Origin of the sequence: Methylobacterium sp. W2 (assembly GCF_020662345.1) — a bacterium.
Taxonomy (GTDB): Bacteria; Pseudomonadota; Alphaproteobacteria; order Rhizobiales; family Beijerinckiaceae; genus Methylobacterium.
The window spans coordinates 83,427-101,986 of record NZ_VMOA01000010.1 but is presented as its reverse complement, the minus strand read 5'-3'; the positions used below and the strand labels follow the sequence as shown (position 1 = coordinate 101,986).

Annotated in this window: 17 protein-coding genes and 3 pseudogenes; 12 read left to right on the top strand and 8 right to left on the bottom strand. The window is 65.3% G+C overall.

The features are described from left to right. Nucleotides 1-131 precede the first annotated feature (131 nt). The 5 genes from istA to FPV16_RS07760 all read left to right on the top strand — a co-directional run bounded on the left by istA (nucleotide 132) and on the right by FPV16_RS07760 (nucleotide 4,679). Entirely contained in the window at nucleotides 132-1,631 is a 1,500-nt protein-coding gene (istA, locus tag FPV16_RS07780) for an IS21 family transposase (RefSeq protein WP_227437647.1), read from the top strand. Then, nucleotides 1,628-2,362, top strand: coding sequence for an IS21-like element helper ATPase IstB (istB, locus tag FPV16_RS07775; RefSeq protein ID WP_319802226.1), 735 nt, complete (start codon nucleotides 1,628-1,630; stop codon nucleotides 2,360-2,362). Before istA ends, istB begins: the two co-directional genes overlap by 4 nt. A 165-nt stretch (nucleotides 2,363-2,527) precedes the next feature. Then, nucleotides 2,528-3,121 carry a 7-cyano-7-deazaguanine synthase gene (locus FPV16_RS07770; protein ID WP_227437645.1) on the top strand — a complete coding sequence of 198 codons (594 nt, stop codon included), beginning with the start codon at nucleotides 2,528-2,530 and terminating at the stop codon, nucleotides 3,119-3,121. A gap of 163 nt (nucleotides 3,122-3,284) precedes the next feature. Further along, nucleotides 3,285-3,782, top strand: a complete 498-nt coding sequence (locus tag FPV16_RS07765; RefSeq protein WP_227437643.1) for a nitroreductase family protein — start codon at nucleotides 3,285-3,287, stop codon at nucleotides 3,780-3,782. Between the two features lie 552 nt (nucleotides 3,783-4,334). Then, a complete protein-coding gene (locus tag FPV16_RS07760; RefSeq protein ID WP_227437641.1) occupies nucleotides 4,335-4,679 on the top strand; it encodes a hypothetical protein in 345 nt (114 codons plus the stop codon). A 322-nt stretch (nucleotides 4,680-5,001) separates the two neighbouring features. Here FPV16_RS07760 and FPV16_RS07755 read toward each other — a convergent pair whose 3' ends face one another. The 3 genes from FPV16_RS07755 to FPV16_RS07745 form a co-directional block, all read right to left on the bottom strand. Beyond that, on the bottom strand, nucleotides 5,002-5,778 hold the full coding sequence (locus FPV16_RS07755; RefSeq protein ID WP_227437640.1) for a hypothetical protein: 777 nt from the start codon (nucleotides 5,776-5,778) through the stop codon (nucleotides 5,002-5,004). After that, a complete protein-coding gene (dgt, locus tag FPV16_RS07750) occupies nucleotides 5,771-7,216 on the bottom strand; it encodes a dGTP triphosphohydrolase (RefSeq protein ID WP_227437637.1) in 1,446 nt (481 codons plus the stop codon). Before dgt ends, FPV16_RS07755 begins: the two co-directional genes overlap by 8 nt. Before the next feature lie 237 nt (nucleotides 7,217-7,453). Further along, entirely contained in the window at nucleotides 7,454-7,780 is a 327-nt protein-coding gene (locus FPV16_RS07745) for a hypothetical protein (RefSeq protein ID WP_227437636.1), read from the bottom strand. A gap of 166 nt (nucleotides 7,781-7,946) precedes the next feature. Between FPV16_RS07745 and FPV16_RS07740 the strand changes: the two genes are divergently transcribed. The 6 genes and pseudogenes from FPV16_RS07740 (at nucleotide 7,947) to FPV16_RS07715 (ending at nucleotide 14,120) form a co-directional block, all read left to right on the top strand. After that, nucleotides 7,947-8,489: a TetR/AcrR family transcriptional regulator gene (locus FPV16_RS07740; RefSeq protein WP_227437634.1), complete on the top strand. Its 543-nt coding sequence runs from the start codon at nucleotides 7,947-7,949 to the stop codon at nucleotides 8,487-8,489. A gap of 85 nt (nucleotides 8,490-8,574) precedes the next feature. Next, nucleotides 8,575-9,859: pseudogene (gene fabF / locus FPV16_RS07735) on the top strand (beta-ketoacyl-ACP synthase II). 135 nt (nucleotides 9,860-9,994) lie between these two features. Further along, nucleotides 9,995-10,159 carry a hypothetical protein gene (locus FPV16_RS07730; protein ID WP_227437632.1) on the top strand — a complete coding sequence of 55 codons (165 nt, stop codon included), beginning with the start codon at nucleotides 9,995-9,997 and terminating at the stop codon, nucleotides 10,157-10,159. Between the two features lie 36 nt (nucleotides 10,160-10,195). Beyond that, nucleotides 10,196-11,374 carry a thiolase family protein gene (locus FPV16_RS07725; protein WP_227437629.1) on the top strand — a complete coding sequence of 393 codons (1,179 nt, stop codon included), beginning with the start codon at nucleotides 10,196-10,198 and terminating at the stop codon, nucleotides 11,372-11,374. A gap of 116 nt (nucleotides 11,375-11,490) precedes the next feature. Next, nucleotides 11,491-12,450, top strand: a complete 960-nt coding sequence (locus FPV16_RS07720) for an SMP-30/gluconolactonase/LRE family protein (protein ID WP_227437627.1) — start codon at nucleotides 11,491-11,493, stop codon at nucleotides 12,448-12,450. Between the two features lie 278 nt (nucleotides 12,451-12,728). Next, nucleotides 12,729-14,120 (top strand): MATE family efflux transporter, encoded by a 1,392-nt coding sequence (locus tag FPV16_RS07715; protein WP_227437626.1) that lies wholly within the window; start codon nucleotides 12,729-12,731, stop codon nucleotides 14,118-14,120. Between the two features lie 99 nt (nucleotides 14,121-14,219). Here the strand turns inward: FPV16_RS07715 and FPV16_RS07710 are convergent, their stop codons facing one another. Both FPV16_RS07710 and FPV16_RS07705 read right to left on the bottom strand, forming a co-directional pair. Then, nucleotides 14,220-14,417: a hypothetical protein gene (locus FPV16_RS07710; RefSeq protein ID WP_227437624.1), complete on the bottom strand. Its 198-nt coding sequence runs from the start codon at nucleotides 14,415-14,417 to the stop codon at nucleotides 14,220-14,222. After that, nucleotides 14,401-14,798 (bottom strand): annotated as a pseudogene (locus FPV16_RS07705) (transposase); the annotation flags it as partial. The pseudogene FPV16_RS07705 and the gene FPV16_RS07710, both read right to left, overlap by 17 nt. Nucleotides 14,799-15,003: 205 nt before the next feature. Here FPV16_RS07705 and FPV16_RS07700 point away from each other — a divergent pair. Then, on the top strand, nucleotides 15,004-16,434 hold the full coding sequence (locus FPV16_RS07700; protein ID WP_227437622.1) for a nucleobase:cation symporter-2 family protein: 1,431 nt from the start codon (nucleotides 15,004-15,006) through the stop codon (nucleotides 16,432-16,434). Here the strand turns inward: FPV16_RS07700 and FPV16_RS07695 are convergent. From FPV16_RS07695 to FPV16_RS07685, 3 genes and pseudogenes are all read right to left on the bottom strand, one after another. After that, nucleotides 16,350-17,003 (bottom strand): 2-hydroxychromene-2-carboxylate isomerase, encoded by a 654-nt coding sequence (locus FPV16_RS07695; protein WP_227437619.1) that lies wholly within the window; start codon nucleotides 17,001-17,003, stop codon nucleotides 16,350-16,352. The genes FPV16_RS07700 and FPV16_RS07695 overlap by 85 nt on opposite strands. A gap of 387 nt (nucleotides 17,004-17,390) precedes the next feature. Further along, nucleotides 17,391-17,519 (bottom strand): annotated as a pseudogene (locus FPV16_RS07690) (GFA family protein); the annotation flags it as partial. Between the two features lie 46 nt (nucleotides 17,520-17,565). Beyond that, nucleotides 17,566-18,393, bottom strand: a complete 828-nt coding sequence (locus FPV16_RS07685; RefSeq protein WP_227437617.1) for a DMT family transporter — start codon at nucleotides 18,391-18,393, stop codon at nucleotides 17,566-17,568. Nucleotides 18,394-18,560: the final 167 nt, after the last annotated feature.

Below are 18,560 nucleotides of genomic sequence, written 5' to 3'. Positions count from 1 at the left end.
CGATCAGGTTGGGTTGTGTTTCGGCGTGCAACTTTGACCCCGTGAGGCGGGGGATCGGCGTCCAATTCTGACCCCCTAACCTCGTTCTCGCAGACTGCCCTCCGGTACGGTCGGAAGGGTGGTGTAGGGGGATGAAGGGCGTGGACACGATTGCGCGCATCCGGCGCGAGTTCTTCACCCGCGGCCGCGCGATTAAGGACATCGTCCGCGACCTGCACGTCTCCCGCAACACGGTCCGGAAGGTCATCCGGTCGGGAGCCACCGCCTTCGCCTATGAGCGTGAGGTGCAGCCACTGCCCAAGCTCGGGCCATGGCGCGACGATCTCGATCGGATACTGACCACCAACGCCGGCAGGTCGGCCCGCGAGCGGCTGACGCTGATCCGGATCTACGAGGCGCTGCGCGGGCTCGGCTACGAGGGCGGCTACGATGCCGTTCGGCGTTATGCCAAATCCTGGAAGCGCGAGCGCGCCTCGGTCACGGCGCAGGCCTTCGTGCCGCTGTCGTTCGCCCCGGGCGAGGCCTACCAGTTCGACTGGAGCCACGAGATCGTGCTGATCGGCGGCACGACCGTCACGGTCAAGGTCGCCCACGTCCGGCTCTGCCACTCGCGCATGCTGTTCGTGCGGGCCTATCCGCGCGAGAGCCAGGAGATGGTGTTCGACGCCCACGACCGGGCGTTCGCGTTCTTCCAAGGCACCTGCCAGCGCGGCATCTACGACAACATGAAGACCGCGGTGGAGACGATCTTCGTCGGGCGCGAGCGCGCCTACAACCGCCGCTTCCTGCAGATGTGCTCGCACTACCTCGTCGATCCGGTCGCCTGCACGCCGGCCTCGGGCTGGGAGAAGGGCCAGGTCGAGAACCAGGTCGGGCTGGTGCGCGAGCGCTTCTTCACCCCGCGTGTCCGGGTGAAGAGCTACGAGGAGCTGAACGCGCTCCTGCTCGATCAGGTGATCGCCTACGCCAAGGTGCATCCTCATCCCGAGGAGCGTGAGCACAACATCTGGGAGCGGTTCGAGGCCGAGCGGGCAGCCCTCGTTCCCTATGCCGGCCGCTTCGACGGCTTCCACGCCATCACCGCCTCGGTGTCCACGACCTGCCTCGTGCGCTTCGACAACAACCGCTACTCGGTCGCCGCCTCGGCCATCGGTCGACCGGTCGAGGTGCGGGCCTACGCCGGGCGCGTCGAGATCCGGCAGGACGGGCGCGTCGTCGCCGAGCACGAGCGCGCCTTCGGCCGGGATCAGACCGTGTTCGATCCCTGGCACTATGTCCCCGTGCTCGCCCGCAAACCCGGCGCGCTCCGCAACGGCGCACCGTTCAAGGACTGGGTGCTGCCCGCCGCCCTCGACCGGGTCCGACGCAAGCTCTCCGGCAATGCCGGGGGTGACCGGCAGATGGTGGAGATCCTCACCGCCGTGCTCGCCGACGGGTTGCCGGCCGTCGAAGCGGCCTGCGCCGAGGCCCTGCGCGAGGGCGTCCACTCGGCCGATGTTGTCCTCAACATCCTCGCCCGGCAGCGCGCCCCCACCGCGCCCGTCACCATCCTGACGCCCGAGAGCCTGCGGCTGCGCCACGAGCCGGTCGCCGACTGTGCCCGCTACGACAGCCTGAGGAGAGCCCCATGATGGAACGCCAGCACATCCTCGCCACCATGGGCGAGCTGAAGCTCTTCGGCATGAAGGCCGCCTACGACGAGATCATCAAGATCGCGGTCAAGCGCACCCACGAGCCGCAGCAGATCGTCGGCGACCTGCTTCAGGCCGAGATCTCCGAGAAGCAGGCACGCTCGATCCGCTACCAGATGACGATCGCCAAGCTGCCCCTGGCCAAGGACATCGCCGAGTTCGCCTTCGACGGCACTCCGATCAACGAGGGGCTGGTGCGTGATCTCGCCGGCGGCGAGTTCCTGGCGCATCAGCGCAACGTCGTGCTCGTGGGCGGCACCGGCACCGGCAAGACCCACCTCGCCATCGCCATCGCGCGGGCCTGCATCCGAGACGGGGCGCGGGGCCGTTTCTACAACGTGGTCGATCTCGTCAACCGGCTCGAAGCCGAGGCGCGCGCCGGCCGGCAGAGCCGCATCGCCGACCATCTCGCTCGGCTCGATCTCGTGGTGCTCGACGAACTTGGCTACCTGCCCTTCGCGCAGTCGGGCGGCCAGCTCCTGTTCCACCTGATCAGCAAGCTCTACGAGACCACCTCAATCGTGGTCACCACCAACCTCGCCTTCGGGGAATGGCCGAGCGTGTTCGCCGGCGATGCCAAGATGACCACGGCGCTGCTCGACCGGCTCACCCACCATTGCGAGATCGTCGAGACCGGCAACGAGAGCTGGCGCTTCAAGAACCGCGCCTGAGGCCGGCACACACGTCGCGCCTGCTGGACCCCTGATCAGCCCGGCTGCGCCACCCCGACCCGCTTCGCCGGGCTGATCAGGGGCGTCCCGCCATACCCATCCAGGGGGTCAAAGTTCGACGCCGATCCAGGGTCAATGTTCAACGCTGTTTGACATTCCCACCGCATGAGGGCCCTCCTCCTGTCCGGCGGCATGGACTCAACCGCCATCGCATGGTGGAAGAAGCCCGACGTCGCCATCTCGGTCGACTACGGCCAACGGCCGGCGGGAGCGGAGCTGAGGGCGGCCGGAGCGGTCTGCGCGGCCATCGGCATACCCCACGAGACGATCCGGGCCGACTGCTCTGCGCTTGGCTCGGGCGATCTTTCCGGCACGCCCGCCCTCCATGCCGCCCCGATCCCGGAATGGTGGCCGTTCCGCAACCAGTTGATCCTGACGCTGGCGGGTATCGCGGCCTTGAGGCTCGGCGTCCGCACGCTGTTGATCGGGGCGCTAGTGACCGACGCCGAGCATGCCGACGGACGCCCCGACTTCGTGGCCGCCATCTCGGGCCTGATGGCCCTGCAGGAAGGCGGGCTTACTGTGAACGCACCCGCCATCGGCATGGACGCGCCGGAACTTGTGCGGGTGTCCGGCATCCCCCGCGAGGTGCTGGCCTGGGCACATTCCTGCCATGTCGGCGACCTCGCCTGCGGTCGGTGCCGCGGCTGCGTGAAAAACTATCGAACCTGGAAGGCCCTTGGCTGGGACCCGCATTGAGGAACCGCGCCCGCGCGGCGTTCCCTCCGCCTGGACCGAGTTTCGGCCCGTCGTGCTGGGATGGGAGTCGTTGCCGTCGCCCGGACCAAATGCCGGCCGTGATTTCCACGACGTCCTGACCGCTAGGCGGTCCGCGGTCGGGGCTTCCATAGGCTGGGATGCCGTGGGCACTCTGCTGAGCCACGTCACCGTCGACACCGCGGCCCCGACGCTAGGGCGCGCCGGCCTTGTCGCGCGACGCGGGCCCGCCCCGTCAGCCGGAGGGCTCCAACCAATCCGCATGGTCTGCATCGACGATGCAGGCACCGCACCGCGCATCTACGACCCCGCCGCTCACGCTTTCGGCCTCCTCGACGCGGACGCGGGGGATGTCGGGTTTAGGAACGGTGTGGCCTTGCAGGCCGTCCTGGGATGGCGACGGGGATGCACCGTTCGGTTTCTCGCCGACACCGACAAGGTAGCCGCCGCCTACGAGCATCCCGCTAGCCTCGTGCTTCGGGATGCCGGTTGCCTGACGGCGACCCTGTGCCTCGCGGCTGAGTGGCTCGGGATGACGGCGTGCCCCCTCGGCTTCCTGGGGCAGGATCTCGTCGGACCGCTCGGGTTCCCCGAACCGAGGTTCGTCGCGGTCGGCGGTGCCCTTCTGGGGAAACCCGGCTAGCCCGACGCGTCCGGGCCGAAGCCTCCCCGACGGCTCCGTCCTGTTTGGTGCGGTCGCCCATCCCCGCCCGCATCCACGGCTCGGGGCTCGGGCCTGCCGCGGAAGGACGAGGCGATCAGAACGTGGAACAACGGGGTGACGAAGATCGCACAACGCCCGCCCCCCCGAGGTGACCCGGGCCTACACGATCGAGCTCCTTTTCGGCTAAGGGTATCGCCGAGGTCGGTCATCCGACTGCGATCCGCCATCGCGAACACTTCGCCCGAGTCTCACGCGACCGCGTCGGACGGGGCACGGCCGGCGCCGCGTGCCCACGAAGTGCGGGGGCCGGGATTCGCGGCCCGGATCATAGGACGTAGCGTGTAGCGCCGCGCCCTATCCTCTACGGACCGGCTGTTTCGTCGGCCATGCCTGGCATGTCGCAACCACGACCGCCTGCTTGCACCTTGCCCCGGGAGAGACGGCTTCGACCGCCTCTATAGGCGCGCGGCCCTGCCGGCCTGGACGGTGGAGGATCTGCGCGGGGCGGTGCCGGGCATGACGAGGGTCTCGTTGATCCTGCCTGATCTGGAGGTGCCCGACGTCGGGGGTCGCCAGCCTCGGGTCGGGGCGGCCCTCGGCCTGTTCGGTCCCTGGGAGAAGGAGGCTGCCCTTCGCTGTTGCGGCGAACTCCTGGGGACCGATGCGGCGATCCAGATCGGGAGCAGGCGGCGACGGGTCCGCGACGAGGCCCATATGGAGCGTGCCTACCCGAAGGAGACAGTGGATGCGCTGCCGGTCGAGGAGTCCGGGACGCTTTGGATCTGTCGCCGGATCATCAGTAACCTGCTGATTGCAAGCTACATAAGGCTGGCATGCGAGGATCTGAAAGGAGCTAATCTCCTCTATCAGGGATGAAATCACAATACGGCCTACCGAGCCCACGGCAGTCTCGCAGTCCCCGAAGTTTCGTCGCACTGGCGCCTATGCAACGTTGCCTGCGTCCACTGGTAGGGAGGCCAACGCCCAGGAAAAGCCTCTCACACCGTGCCGGCTCAACTCGATAGTGGGCATCCGCGTGACGCACACCAAATACTTCGCGAGCGAGCATCGCGAGGACGGCAGCCGGTGGTACCGTCGCAGGCAGGGATAAACCGAAACGCCCTCCGCAACTATTGCCGGAAAGGTTGATCCATCCGTTTGCATCACTCCCCAACATCGTGTCGAGGCGCAGGAACCTTCAAGCTACCGCACTGGCGGAGCGCGCACGGTACCGCTTCCTTGGCTTCCTCCTCACGTTCAGGCTTGCAGGTGCCGTGTGGTGCACCTCCTGCAAGAGCGACCATGAGGTTGTTAGGGCCTGCAGGCACTCCATCGTCGCAGGGTCTAGACGATACGATGAGGTACGGGACGTGTCCGCTAGATATTGTACGAGCCGCGGCCCGGCCTTTTGCTTGCAATCCACGATCAGGCGGAGCGCCCGGACGATGGCGCCTTCCACATTCGGGTTCGCTTCGAGGTTTATGTCGACCGTATCGTCCTTCAGGCATGACCAATAACGCCGCGCGTGATGAATGCGACCGGTATTGCAGAGATATACCACGGCATCACGGTCGAAGAACGTGGTTCGAATGAGATCGGCCAAGCCCGACACGGGGACATGGCCCGACCGGACCGCCCAGGTCGATTGGAGTGCCCAGATGTCATAGGTGTGGCGCTGTCCCTTGAGCCGGTAGCCGCCGAAGCGATTGCGGACCGCATGCCCGCTACGAAGCAACTCGGCCAAGCGGTCATCCGAGGTATCGACCACAAGGTCCACGTCGGAGCGGAACGCGTCCGCCCCGCCCTTCGCGATGTCGCGGGGCATGCCTCCGAAGATCGCCACCTCGCCGATGGCCCCGAGATGCCCGATCATGTCGGCGATCTCCGGGCCGCCGCGCGCGGGGTCTGAAATGAACGCGCGCATGCGGCGGGCCAGTTCGCTCGAATTGCAGGCCGCGGCCTCGCCCTTACGCATGGTGGCGCCTCAGGTCTTCGTGGAGGGCGATGGCGAAGCTGTCGCTCATTCCCGAGATCATGTCGGTGACAAGCTGGAGCTCGCGATAACGCATCGGCATCCTGTTGTTGGGCCCCTCCGCCACCCGGCGGTAGTTTTCCGAGATCAGCGAATAGACGTATCCGGATAGGGGCGGACGACGCGAGGAGAGATCCGTGGCGTCGGCCCTATCCGTGATGGCCGACCAGAACATATCCATCAGGGCATGGATGGTACGGTGGCCTTCGAGTTCCACCTCAAGGACCTTCCGGTGGCTGTAGACGTGTTGCTTGGCGAAGCTCTTCAGCGAGGCCCATAGCTTATCCGCCTTGCTCACCGCCATCAGTTCCTTGTCGAACTCGCCGACCAGGATCGCGTCCTTGTTCTCCACGAAGGCAGTGACGGCCGCATTGACCATCCAGCCGATGGCGTCGACCCGGAACATCTGCATCGAGATGTCATCGAGCTCACGCGGGGACAGACTCTTGCCGCGGAACTCCGAGTGCCGCTCCTCGGCCTTCTTCACAACCGAAAGCGTGACTTCGTCGCCTTCGGCGTGATGCTTCAGCCAGGCGACGAGGACGTTAAAGTTGATCAGGCCCTTCTTGGCCGCATCTTCCACGTCGACGACCGAGTATGCGATATCGTCGCAAGCCTCCATGACGAAGGTCAGGGGATGGCGAACGCCCTTGGACAGGCCCGTCCTTGTCCAGACATCCTGGACGATGTCGGCCTCGGACTGGAAGAAGTTGAACTTCTTGCGTGCCTGAGACCCCTTCTTAGTCTCGTTCGACGGGACGGGGTACTTCATGAGCGCGGCGAGGAAGGCATAGGTCATGTTCAGGCCGAACTCGTCGTTAACGATCTGCAGCCTAGTGAGCAGCCGGAAAGCCTGGGCATTGCCTTCGAACCGGAGGAAATCCTGTCTCTGCGCCTCCGATGGAGCCCATCCGTCGAAGATGCCTAGCGAGCCCGCGTTCTCGCCACGCGGGGTAGCGTTCTTCGCCATCCATCCCTGGATGGCACTTTCCCCCTGGTGGCCGAAGGGCGGATTGCCAAGGTCGTACGCAAGGCCGACCGCCTCCAACAGCGCCGGAACGTTGCGCAGTGGGTTGACACAGTCGGGCAATCCCAAGGCTCCGCCGTGCACGAAGGCCAACGTGGTTCCCATGCTGCGGGCCATGTTCGCCACTTCATGGCTGTGGGTGAGCCTGGTCCGTACGCTGTCGTTGCGCTCCAGCGGGAAAACCTGGGTCTTGTCCTGCAACCGCCGGACCGGCGTCGAGAACAGGATGCGGTCGTGATCTCGCTCGTGCTCGGTCCGAGCCTCCAAGGCCTTCTCGTTCGGCGTCAGAACGGCGTCACCGTCCTTCCGGCGCCGCGTACTGAGTAGCTTAGTCCAATCGAGTGGCGTGGTCATTCCGTCCCGTTTCCGCCGGCGCCTGCATCCTTGCACGCGGACAACCGAGATTGGCCCTGTCTACGTTCCCATCCGGTCCGCCGTCACGCGTCCATTCGGGAGTTGTCCACGATTCGTTGACGGGATGATGCTGGATCGGCCGGCAAGGCAGTAGCCGTTTCAAATCGACAATCAGAACATATGAGGAACGAGGTGCCATTGGAAGTGGGATACCGAGAGCGGACGGATCACCGAGGACTATGCGGAGCGGAAGCCGCGCGACCGCTTCCTACGTCTGAAGCCGATGTTTTCGTCACGAGTGTCGTACTGGATGGCCTTACGGGTGAGCTCGGCGGTAACGAGCACGCCGCCATGATCTCGAGTGCCGACGATTGAGAGGGGAGCCAGCCGTTCGAGAAGGTCGCGTGCCTCGTCCACTTTGCCGTCCAGCAGGAACTTCTCGAAAGCATGGTCCAAGGGAGGCACCACGGCTTCCAGCGGCTCCCGCATCGTCTCGAACGGCTTCGACGACCGGAGCGTCACGTACTCCACCGTGACGGATGCCGAGGTGATCTGATCGTTCATGGATCATGTCTTGTCCTGCAAGGATGGAAGGCGACGGGCTCTTGCGCCTTGGACGGAGGTCCATCGTTCCCTCCCGCCACTTTCAAAGGGAACCCTGGTTGGGTCTGCCTTATTTAGATGATGATGCACATATATAACGCTTCCAGGGGCGTCGAAGGACCAAGCAATGCCGAGGGTTTCGCAGGAGCAGGCCAGGCTCAACCGGCAGCGCGTGGTCGAGGTCGCCTCGGCCCTGTTCCGTGAGCGTGGCCTTCACGGCATCGGAGTGGCGGACATCATGGGCTCCGCTGGCCTCACCCACGGCGGGTTCTACGGTCAGTTCGCAAACAAGGATGCACTGGCGACCGAGGCGTTCGACGTCGCGCTGGCCGAGGAATACCGCGGGAACATCGATACGGTCGTCGAGAACTACCTCTCCCTCGGCCACGTCCGGACCCCGGGGAAAGGCTGTCCACTCGCTGCCCTCGCAAACGACGTTGCCCGCGAGCCTACGGCCAGTCCCGTCCGGGCACGGTTCACCCACGGTGTCGAGCGATTGGCGTCCATCGTCGCGGGCCTGACGCCGAAGGCCTCGAAGGAACGTCGCCGTCAACGGTCCCTGGCGACGTTGTCGACGCTCGTGGGTGCCGTCGTCCTCGCACGGGCCGTCGACGACGAGGCGCTGGCGAAGGAACTACTCCTGGCGGCGAAGGCATCCGTCGCATCGTGACCACCCAAGGTCGTGGCAGGCTCGTCGGGTCGAACGACCTGAGCGGCGCAATAGCAAGTTTTCCCCAGAACCCAGGATACCGTCGATGCGCGAACCCATCGTAGTCACCGGGATGGGCGTCGTCTCTCCCCTCGGCAGCAGCATTGAGGGAATGTGGCGCCGCCTCGTCGCATCGGAGTCCGGCCTCCGGCGTCTGCCAGACGACATCGTTCCGGACATCGACGCGAAGGTGGCGGGGATCGTGCCGGCGAAGGACGAGGAGGCGGACGGCTTCGACCCGGACGCCCTGATCCCAGTCAAGGATCGCCGGAAGATGGACCGCTTCATTCAGTTCGCGCTGGTCGCGGCTGATCAGGCGCTGCGCCAGTCGGGCTGGAAGCCGGGCAGCGAGACCGAGCGCATCAGGACCGCTACGGTCATCGCATCCGGGGTGGGCGGCTTCCAAACCATCACGGACGCGGTGGAGACCGTCCGTACACGCGGCGCCTCGCGCCTCTCGCCGTTCACCGTACCGGCCTTCCTCGTCAACCTCGCCGCCGGCCATGTCTCCATCCGATACGGCTTCAAGGGACCGCTCGGAGCCCCGGTCACGGCCTGCGCCGCCAGCGTCCAGGCCATCGGGGACGGCATGCGCCTCATCCGCAGCGGCGAGGCGGACGTCGTCGTCTGCGGCGGTGCGGAGGCGTGCGTCACCCGAGTGGCGCTCGGCGGCTTCGCCGCGGCACGCAGCCTATCCACCGGCTTCAACGACGCGCCCGCCGAGGCATCCCGCCCGTTCGACCGGCGCCGCGACGGGTTCGTCATGGGCGAGGGTGCGGGCATCCTCGTTCTGGAAACGCTGGCCCATGCCCTGGCGCGGGGTGCGGTCCCATTGGTCGAACTCGTCGGGTACGGCACCAGCGCGGATGCCTACCACCTCACCGCGGGTCCCCCGGACGGGAGCGGTGCGCGGCAGTCCATCGTCACGGCCCTTGCGATGGCGGGGCTCACACCCGCCGACATCGGCTACGTGAACGCCCATGCGACGGCCACCCCGGTCGGCGACGCCGGCGAGCTGGCCGCAATCCGTTCGGTGTTCGGTGAGGGGGGGGCCGGCGATCTCGTCGACCAAGTCCGCGACAGGCCACCTTCTCGGAGCCGCCGGCGCCGTCGAGGCGATCATCACGGCGATGGCACTCCGCGACGGCATCCTGCCCCCGACGCTGAACCTCACCGATCCCGATGACGCCTCGAAGGGGATGGACCTCATCGGCCCAACCGCCCGCTCCATTTCCGTCGAGTATGCCCTGTCGAACGGCTTCGGGTTCGGCGGGGTCAACGCCAGCCTCGTCCTCAGGCGGATGTCACCGGACCGAACCGTCTCGACCTAAATCTTTCTGGGACGGATGCCAGGGCGGTTGACGCACTCACCCTACCACAATAGATGTTGATCATAATATTTAATTGGCCATCAGCAATCGGACCGCGTCGGGAATTCGACGGTCCATCCATGGGGTACGGCGACCATGAACAACACACTCACCGGTCGTGACGAGGAAGCAGTCGAAGCCGAGGGCGGCACGGAGTCCAAGCCCGGCAGGACACCCGCCCCGGGTAAAGCCGCCGAGGCCGACCCTGCGCCTGACGCCGACCGGACCTGGGATATTTCCGACTGGTTCAGGATCTCCTGAGGCCGATCACCGACTTGAACCAAGGAGGTGAAAACCTTGCGTGACATCGTTCTCTGCAATCCAGTCCGGACCGCCATCGGTACCTACGGTGGAAGCCTGAGAGCGGTCTCCGCCACGGATCTCGGCGCCTTCGCCATTCGCGAGACGCTTCGCCGTTCGGTCCTCGACGCGGGCCTGCTCGGTAGCGTCACGATGGGCAACGTCGTCCAGGCCGGCAACCGCATGAACCCGGCCCGCCAAGCCGCCGTGAACGGAGGTATCCCGGTCGCGGTGCCGGCGCTGACGGTGAACCGTGTCTGCGGATCCGGGGCTCAGGCCATCGCCACGGCGGCGGACGAGATCCGCCTCGGACACCACGACGTCGCCATAGCGGGCGGCATGGAGAACATGGACCGGGCGCCGTACCTGATGGAGGGCGGCCGCTGGGGCCATCGCATGGGACACGCCCAGATCCTCGACAGCATGCTGAACGACGGGCTCAACGATGCCTTCTCGGGCGAGCACTCCGGTTGGCACACCGAGGATCTCGCTGCGAAGTCCGAAATCAGTCGCGAAGCGCAGGATGCCTGGGCGGCCCGCTCCCAGGCGCGGTTCGCTAAGGCGCAGGCCACCGGCGCATTCGACGACGAGATCGCTCCCGTCGAGATCAAGGGGCGGAAAGGCCAGGAGACATTCGCGCGCGACGAGGCGCCCCGTCCCGAGACGACGGCCGAGACCCTGGCCAAGCTCAGGCCGGCGTTTCGCAAGGACGGGACGATCACGGCGGGTAATTCACCGGGCCTGAATTCGGGCGCGGCGGCGATGGTCGTGGCGGAGCGCGCCTTCGCCGAGACCGCCGGGCTGAGGCCGTTCGGACGCCTCGTCGCCCATGGCATCGGCGCCTGCGAGCCGGGCTTGTTCGGCCTGGGGCCCGTGCCGGCCGTCCGCCAAGCGCTGGACCGCGCCGGATGGTCCCTCGGCGACATCGAGCGCGTCGAGATCAACGAAGCCTTCGCCGTCGTACCCCTGGCGGTGGCCAAGGAACTCGGCTTGCCCGAGGACATCGTCAACGTCGAGGGTGGTGCCATCGCGCATGGCCATCCCATCGGCGCGACCGGTGCGGTCCTGACGACGCGGCTTCTCCATTCCATGCGCAGGGACGGCATCCGGCGCGGTCTCGTCACCCTCTGCATCGGTGGTGGTCAGGGCATCGCCCTCCTGCTGGAAGCCATCTGACTCGCACGTGCATCCTCGTCCGCGAGCTGGCTTACCCGGGGGCTTGCTCGATCCCCGGTGACGGACCGGGGACGCGGGCTTCGTCGCCAACCAACGAACAACGGAAGGATCAGGCCATGAGACACGTCGAACCTCTGCGGCACGCGATCAGGCTGTCGATGCTGGCGATCCTCTTCGCCGGGGTGGGATTGCCCGCCGCGGCGTTGGAACGGACGTCGGAGATACGCCTGCCGGACAGCTCCCGATTCCCAGAGAGCGTGACATCGGTCTCGGACGGCACGCTCTACGTCAGCAGCATCGCCGACGGCGGCGTACTGAGGATCACCGGGAACGGCGAGGTGACGACGCCTTTCCTGAAGCCCGGCGACCATGGGACGCGATCGACCTTCGGTGTCCTGGCGGATGAGAAACGGGGAACCCTGTGGGTCGCCTCGAACGATGCCACGGCCATCGGGGCCAAGGGGCCGACCACGACGGAAGGCGGCTGGGTCAAGGCGTTCGACCTCGCGACCGGCGCCCTCAAGCAGAGCGTCCGCTTGCCGGGCGAGAAGGCTCTCGCGAACGACTTCGTCCTCGACGCGCAGGGTGCGCTCTACGTGACGAACACCTTCGCTCCCCGTATCCTGAGGTTGAGGCCAGGCGCCGGCGAGTTCGAGGTCTTCGTAGATAACGAGATCCTGAAGAACGGGCTCGATGGCATCGCCTTCGGCTCGGACGGCAACCTCTACGTCAACACCTTCCTCGGCGGGGAGCTGTTCCGTATTGAGGTAAAGGACGGGACCGCGGGCCCGATCACGAAACTCGAAACGACGCACCCCCTTAAGTATCCGGACGGGCTGCGCACCTTCGAGGACGGGTTCCTGATGGTCGAGGGCAGCGGCGCGCTCAGCCGCGTCACGGTCGCGGGTGCCGTGGCTCGGATCGAGCCGATCCGTCAGTTCGCCGGCCCTACGGGCGTGACGGTCGCCGGCGACAGGATCTGGGTCGCCGAAGGGCAGCTGGGACTTCTCTCACAGCCGGCGAAGGGCGGAGGGGTGGTTCCCAGTTTCCATCTCCGTTCGATTGCCGTGGATTGAAGCGGCGTCAACCGGAGGCACGAGCATGATCGGCCCCTTGTTTCGCAACCGGTCTTCACCGGACTCATGGCGACGCGACCTCGACAGGCTCAGGGACATCGAAGCTGCGATGGGCTTGACCGAGGGGGAAATCCGAGACCGACGCATTGCGCGGCTCGAAGCTGAGTTCGCGTCGCTGCGAGCCATCGTCGGAAGTTCGGAGGATGCCCGCTCGCGAGCGGCGCCCGCGGGTTCCGACAGGCCCGGCCCCCACCAATGGAACGCCTGAGAGCTTCGACATGGACGTTCGCACGCGCCGCCTGCTCGAAGCCCCCCTGATGCCGACCCTGGTCAGGATGGCGGCGCCGAACATCCTCGTGATGATGGTCCAGACCTCCGTCGGCCTGATCGAGACGTACTTCGTCGCGGCGCTCGGCACCGATGCGCTGGCCGGCATGGCACTCGTTTTCCCTGTGGTGATGCTCGTCCAAATGCTCTCCGCGGGCGGCATGGGCGGAGGCATCCAATCGGCGGTCTCGCGCGCCCTCGGCGCCGGGCGGCAGGCGGATGCGGGGCTCCTCGCATGGCATGCGGCGGTTCTCGGCATCGGCCTGGGGATCGCCACGACTCTCCTCGCCCTGACCCTCGGGCCATCCCTCTACGCGCTGATGGGCGGGACTGGCGGATCGCTCGGGGCGGCGACCGCCTATGCGACGATCGTCTTCGGCGGTGCCATCCTGATATGGCTGTTCAACGCGCTCGCGGCGGTGATCCGCGGCACCGGCAACATGGTGCTTCCGGCGCTCGTCGCGTGTCTCGGGGCCGTCGTGCTGATCCCACTATCGCCCGTGCTCATCTTCGGTTGGGGCGCGCTTCCAATGCTCGGGATCACCGGCGGCGGCGTTGCGTTTGTCGCCTACTACGCAGTGGGATCCACGGTCTTCGCCATCTATCTGTGGTCCGGCCGGGGTGTCCTGCATCCGAGCCGTAGCCTCCCCAAACTGACCTGGGCGCCGTCCCGGGAGATACTGCGCATCGGCGTGCTCTCGGGTATTGCCAGCATGACCTCGAACGTCACGGTCATCGCCGCAACCGGCTTCGTCGGGACTGCAGGCCCGGCGGCCGTGGCCGGATACGGAACCGGCGCACGGCTCGAATATCTCCTAGTCCCGCTCGTGTTCGGGCTTGGCTCACCCATCGCCGCCATCGTCGGGACGGCGCTCGGAGCCGGCGACCATGCCCGGGCGCGACGGGCCGCGCTGACGGGCGCCGTCGCGGCCGGTGTCTTGACGGAGACAATCGGGCTCATGGCAGCTCTGTATCCCGCCGCGTGGCTCGGCCTTTTCGGTGACGATCCGGCGATGCTCGAAACGGGCTCGCTGTACCTGCGCATCGTCGCTCCGTTCTACGGATTCTTCGGCTTCGGGCTGGCCCTCTACTTCGCCGCTCAGGGTGCGGGTCGCGTCGGCTGGCCGCTTGCCGCCAGCCTTCTTCGCATGGGCGTGGCGCTCGGTGGCGCCTGGATCGCGGCGGCGCTGGGGTTCGGCATTACGGGCATGTTCGTCGCATTGGCGGCGGGGTTCGTGGCCATGGGCCTCGTTAACGCATTCGCGTTCGCGACGAACAGGATGATCCCGGCGCCCCCCGACCCCGGCAAAGCCCGCGCTTTCGCCGCCGCGAAGATGACGTAGAACTTCGGTGCGCCGGCGTTCCCGAGCGCCGACACGCCCTATCCGTTCGTGGGGGCGTTGATGGCGCCGTCGCCCGCTCGTCGCATTCCATCCGCAGCATCAGATCCGCATGCGGTCGATCAGGACCCTGAGACCGCCGGAGACATGCCTTCGGCTTGGATAGTAGAGGAACAGGTCGCCCTTCACCGGGCACCACGCCTCCAGGCAGAGGTCCAGCGTCCCGGCATCGAGGTACGGCCTAGCGCGATCCTCCCAGACGTAGGCGAGGCCGCCTCCCTTGGCGGCCACCTCGATCATCAGTTGCTGGTCGTCGAGGGTGTCCGAGCGCCCGACAGGCGCGGTGCTCGAAGACGGTCATCGTCAACATGATGTGCTCGACACAGGCGCGTCGGCGCGCGGGGCCCAGAAGCTTCCCCGGGACGCATCCTGCAAGATCAGCTTGTCGAGGGTGAGATCCGCAATCGCCTTTCGCAGCCGAGCGTTCTCGGTCTCCAGATCCTTCATCCGCCGAACCTGATCCGACTTCAGGCCGCCAAACTCACGCCCCCACCGGTAGTATGTCACTGAACTCACGCCGAGCGCGCGGATTGTATCGGCCACGCTCTGGCCCAGTGAGATCAGCACATCCGCCTGCCGTAGCTTGGCGACGATCTCCTCGGGCTTCGGGTGCTTTGCTATCTCGTCCGTCCTCCAGGCTCAAACGCCATACCAAAGGGCGGACCACTTCAATGGGGGCTGATCATGAACTGGCAGCGATAAAATGACTCGCCATGAAAATACTATCTCCTTTTATCTGGTATTTTGTAATTTTTTACTATTGACTGTAGCAATACAAAAAAGGAAACGAGACACTCGTGTGGCGTACTAGTAAGTGGCCTAATAAATGGACGATCAGCCCCCCATCGTCGCACAATCTGCGGCCGTTACCGACAGAGTAGACGAGCTTCTTCCAGCGCCGCGCCTTGCTGCTTTCGGCCTTCAGCACGTCCTTGTCATGTACGCCAATGCTATTGCCGTGCCGCTGATCGTTGGCGGGGCACTCAAATTGCCAAAGGATCAGATTGCATTGCTGGTCAATGCCGATCTATTTGCCTGCGGAATCGCGACGTTGATCCAGACTATTGGAATCGGTCCATTCGGCATCCGTTTGCCTGTCATCATGGGCGTCACCGCGGTCGCGATCCAGCCGCTCCTAGCGATCGCCGCGATACCTGGAGTTGGCCTGGAAGGGATTTATGGCGCGGTGATTGTTGCCGGCCTGTTCGGGCTGGCCATCGTGCCCTTTATCGGCCGTCTGATGCCTTTCTTCCCGCCCGTCGTAACGGGAACGATTTTAACGATGATTGGCATCGCGCTCACGCGCGTAGCCGTCGGGTGGGCGGGCGGCGGCGCGGCCACGCCCGAGTTTGGTGCGACCGGTCATATCCTCGTCGCTGGCCTCGTGCTCAGCGTCATCCTCTTACTCGCCCGGTTTGCTCGCGGCTTCGTCGCCAATGTCGCTGTGCTGATTGGTATTCTCTTCGGTTATGCCGTGACCGCGGCGATGGGTTGGACAAATCTCGACGGGCTGGGTGCAGAACCATGGCTACGCCTCGTCTTGCCCTTCGCATTCGGCCTTCCGACCTTTCACCTTGTGCCCTCCCTGATCCTCTGCCTCGTGATGACGATCGTCTTCATAGAGGCAACCGGCATGTTCTTGGCCCTCTCGGTCATGACGGGCCGCGCCGTTGGCACGCGTGATATCGCCCGGGGCTTGCGTGCGGACGCGCTCGGGACACTGATCGGTGGTGTGTTCAACACCTTTCCCTACCTGTCCTATTCGCAGAATGTCGGATTAGTTGGTCTCACGGGCGTCCACAGTCGCTGGGTCTGTGCGGCGGCCGGCGGAATCATGCTGTTGCTCGGCCTCGTGCCCAAGGTGGCCTTCGTCGCGGCCTCGATCCCTCAACCCGTCTTGGGCGGCGCTGCGCTTGTCATGTTCGGGATGGTTGCCGCGACCGGCATTCGCATCCTCGGGCAGATCGACTTCGCCCGGCCTGGCAGCCGAGATGCGCTCATCATCGCGGTCTCACTCGGGATTGGATTGATCCCCATCGTGCAGCCGCAGTTCTTCAAGCTGGTGCCCGAGGCGTGGAACCCTATCGTCAAGGACCCGATCCTGCTGACCGCACTCGCGGCCCTAGCTCTCAATGCCTTATTCAACGGCGCGGGTAAGCGCGCTATCGCTGATCAGGCCGGGACGGATAGGTTGGGCAGCGGGATTGGTTCGCAACCTTCCGATATCGCTGCATCGAGCAGATCGAGTCGGTCCTGACCCCAGAACGGCTCTTCGCGGTAGAAGTAAAACGGCGCCCCGAAGAGTTGCCGGGAAATCGCTTCGTGTGTCAGGGATGCTTCGCGCGTGAGCAAGTCCGGCGCGGATGCACCTTCCAGAAGACGTAAACCATCGAGCCCGGACGCATTGGCGAGCCGTACGATAGTATCCGGATCGGCAATATCGAGTTCGTCCGCCCAAACCGCCGACAGACCCGCATGTACGTAACCGGCGACGTCGGCGCCTTCGTCGAGTGCGCCGAGCAGCACGCGGTGCGCCAACGAGGGGTCGGCAGGGTAGAATTTCGGGTGAAAGACCAGCGGGATGTCGCGGATAATTCGCCAGCGCTGCATTTCGACAAGCCGGTAGGCTTGGCGTTGCAAAGGCCGCTCTTTGACCGGCTTGCCGCCGCCTGCCGCGAAAACTTCCAGCAGGTTGACTGGTCTATAGTCAATCTCGGCGGTGTGGCGTTGGGCAAGCGCCTGGAAAGCCCGACTGCCAACGTAGGACCAGAGCGAAATAAAGCTGAAATAATAGGTGATCACGGGCCGTGGTGCAGGCTCTGACATAAGTTTGCTCCTGTTTCAGTCTGCAGTTGGCGAGCATCACCGATACCACTTCGCTCCCAGCTCGCGCCACCATAACGGTGCCGATCCACGCCGCCTTCGGTCCCCAGAATGAGCGGTATTCCCCTGGCAATCCAGAAGGTGGCCGGCCGACCGGACGCAGTTCGGCGTTGGGCCGCTCCTCAAAGCGATCCTAGTGGTGAAAATCTGACGTTTGGTAACCGTTGCCGGGGCTGCTTTCGACTCTTCTGATAACCTGGGAAAGTCCGCTTCTTAATTGCTTGGTGGTCGAGGACCTGCGACCGGAGCGGGTGGTTTGCTGCCGGTCTGGTTATGGGAGGCGAAATTTGAGAGGCAGACCATCTGTCGTGTAGGGACGATCGTTAGCTTCGCCCCCGGCATGCGGCAGTAGGAGCAGGTGCAGCGGCGGATCGATCGCAAGCCGTCGCTCAGCGACACTTCAAAGCGCACCGAGCCGCAGTGGCACCGGCCCGCCCGAATTTTTCCAGCGCCCGCCATCTCAACGCTCCTGTTCGCACCCCGGCAGGTGGCCGGACCGGCAGAGCTATGCCGCCAAGCAAGCGGCTCCCATCGCAATTGCAAGGCACGACGCGATCCGGCGAGGGGTTAGTTCCTCCTTCAGGAAGATGCGCCCGATGACGGCGGCATAGATGACGCTCGTTTCGCGCAAGGCTGAGACAATGCCCATCGCACCCGATTGCATGGCCCAGATGACGATGCCGTAGGCGAGGAGGGACACGAGCCCACCCGTCAGCGCCGAAGCGGTCTGCGCCGTGGTGTATACGGGGGGTCTCCCGCGCAGCACGATGAAGATTGGCGGCATCGTCACGCTCCACAGCAGGAACATGCTGTTCGTATAGGCGAGGCTGCTTCCCGCCAGCCTCACCCCGATGCCGTCGACAACGGTGTAAGCACCAATCAGCACCCCGGTGGCCAGCGCAGCCGGCAAGAAGTCGGCCCCGACTTTGCCGCGCTGAAAGGCCAGGGAGACAATGCCGCCCGAGACCAGCGCGATGCCGATCAGGGACAGGACACTGACCGCCTCATGGGCGAAGACGGCCGCGCCAAGCGAGACGAGGACGGGGGATGAGCCGCGCGAGATCGGATACGTTTGGCCGAGATCGCCCGACCGGTAGGTTTGCACGAGGGACAGATTGTAGGCGGTATGGATTAACGCCGAGGCGATCACGTAGGGCCAACTGGTAGCGTTCGGCCACGGGAGTAAGAAGGCTCCGACGGCGGTGACGCAGGTGACGGCAACCATCATCAGCGTCATCGACCACATGCGGTCGCTGCCGCCGCGCAGCACCGCATTCCAGCTCGCGTGAAGGATCGCGGCGCATGTGACGCATCCAAGAACGAATGGGCTCATGCGATGGCCCCGCTGGTGATCCGGAGCGCGGTCGTGACCACGCGGACAGCTGATTTCTGGTGAGGACGACCGAACAAGGGTAAGCGCTCCAGGACAGGAGCGAGCAGGTTGCCTATTACGAACGCCAGCTACAAACCATTTATTCGGGCACGATTGGACAGGAAATC

Bases quoted from the DNA above. Each gene is read 5' to 3' on its own strand.
- istA (WP_227437647.1), top strand. From the start codon at position 132: ATGAAGGGCGTGGACACGATTGCGCGCATCCGGCGCGAGTTCTTCACC.
- istB (WP_319802226.1), top strand. From the start codon at position 1,628: ATGATGGAACGCCAGCACATCCTCGCCACCATGGGCGAGCTGAAGCTC.
- FPV16_RS07770 (WP_227437645.1), top strand. From the start codon at position 2,528: ATGAGGGCCCTCCTCCTGTCCGGCGGCATGGACTCAACCGCCATCGCA.
- FPV16_RS07755 (WP_227437640.1), bottom strand. From the start codon at position 5,778: ATGCGTAAGGGCGAGGCCGCGGCCTGCAATTCGAGCGAACTGGCCCGC.
- dgt (WP_227437637.1), bottom strand. From the start codon at position 7,216: ATGACCACGCCACTCGATTGGACTAAGCTACTCAGTACGCGGCGCCGG.
- FPV16_RS07745 (WP_227437636.1), bottom strand. From the start codon at position 7,780: ATGAACGATCAGATCACCTCGGCATCCGTCACGGTGGAGTACGTGACG.
- FPV16_RS07740 (WP_227437634.1), top strand. From the start codon at position 7,947: ATGCCGAGGGTTTCGCAGGAGCAGGCCAGGCTCAACCGGCAGCGCGTG.
- FPV16_RS07730 (WP_227437632.1), top strand. From the start codon at position 9,995: ATGAACAACACACTCACCGGTCGTGACGAGGAAGCAGTCGAAGCCGAG.
- FPV16_RS07720 (WP_227437627.1), top strand. From the start codon at position 11,491: ATGAGACACGTCGAACCTCTGCGGCACGCGATCAGGCTGTCGATGCTG.
- FPV16_RS07715 (WP_227437626.1), top strand. From the start codon at position 12,729: ATGGACGTTCGCACGCGCCGCCTGCTCGAAGCCCCCCTGATGCCGACC.
- FPV16_RS07710 (WP_227437624.1), bottom strand. From the start codon at position 14,417: ATGATCGAGGTGGCCGCCAAGGGAGGCGGCCTCGCCTACGTCTGGGAG.
- FPV16_RS07700 (WP_227437622.1), top strand. From the start codon at position 15,004: ATGGACGATCAGCCCCCCATCGTCGCACAATCTGCGGCCGTTACCGAC.
- FPV16_RS07695 (WP_227437619.1), bottom strand. From the start codon at position 17,003: ATGTCAGAGCCTGCACCACGGCCCGTGATCACCTATTATTTCAGCTTT.
- FPV16_RS07685 (WP_227437617.1), bottom strand. From the start codon at position 18,393: ATGAGCCCATTCGTTCTTGGATGCGTCACATGCGCCGCGATCCTTCAC.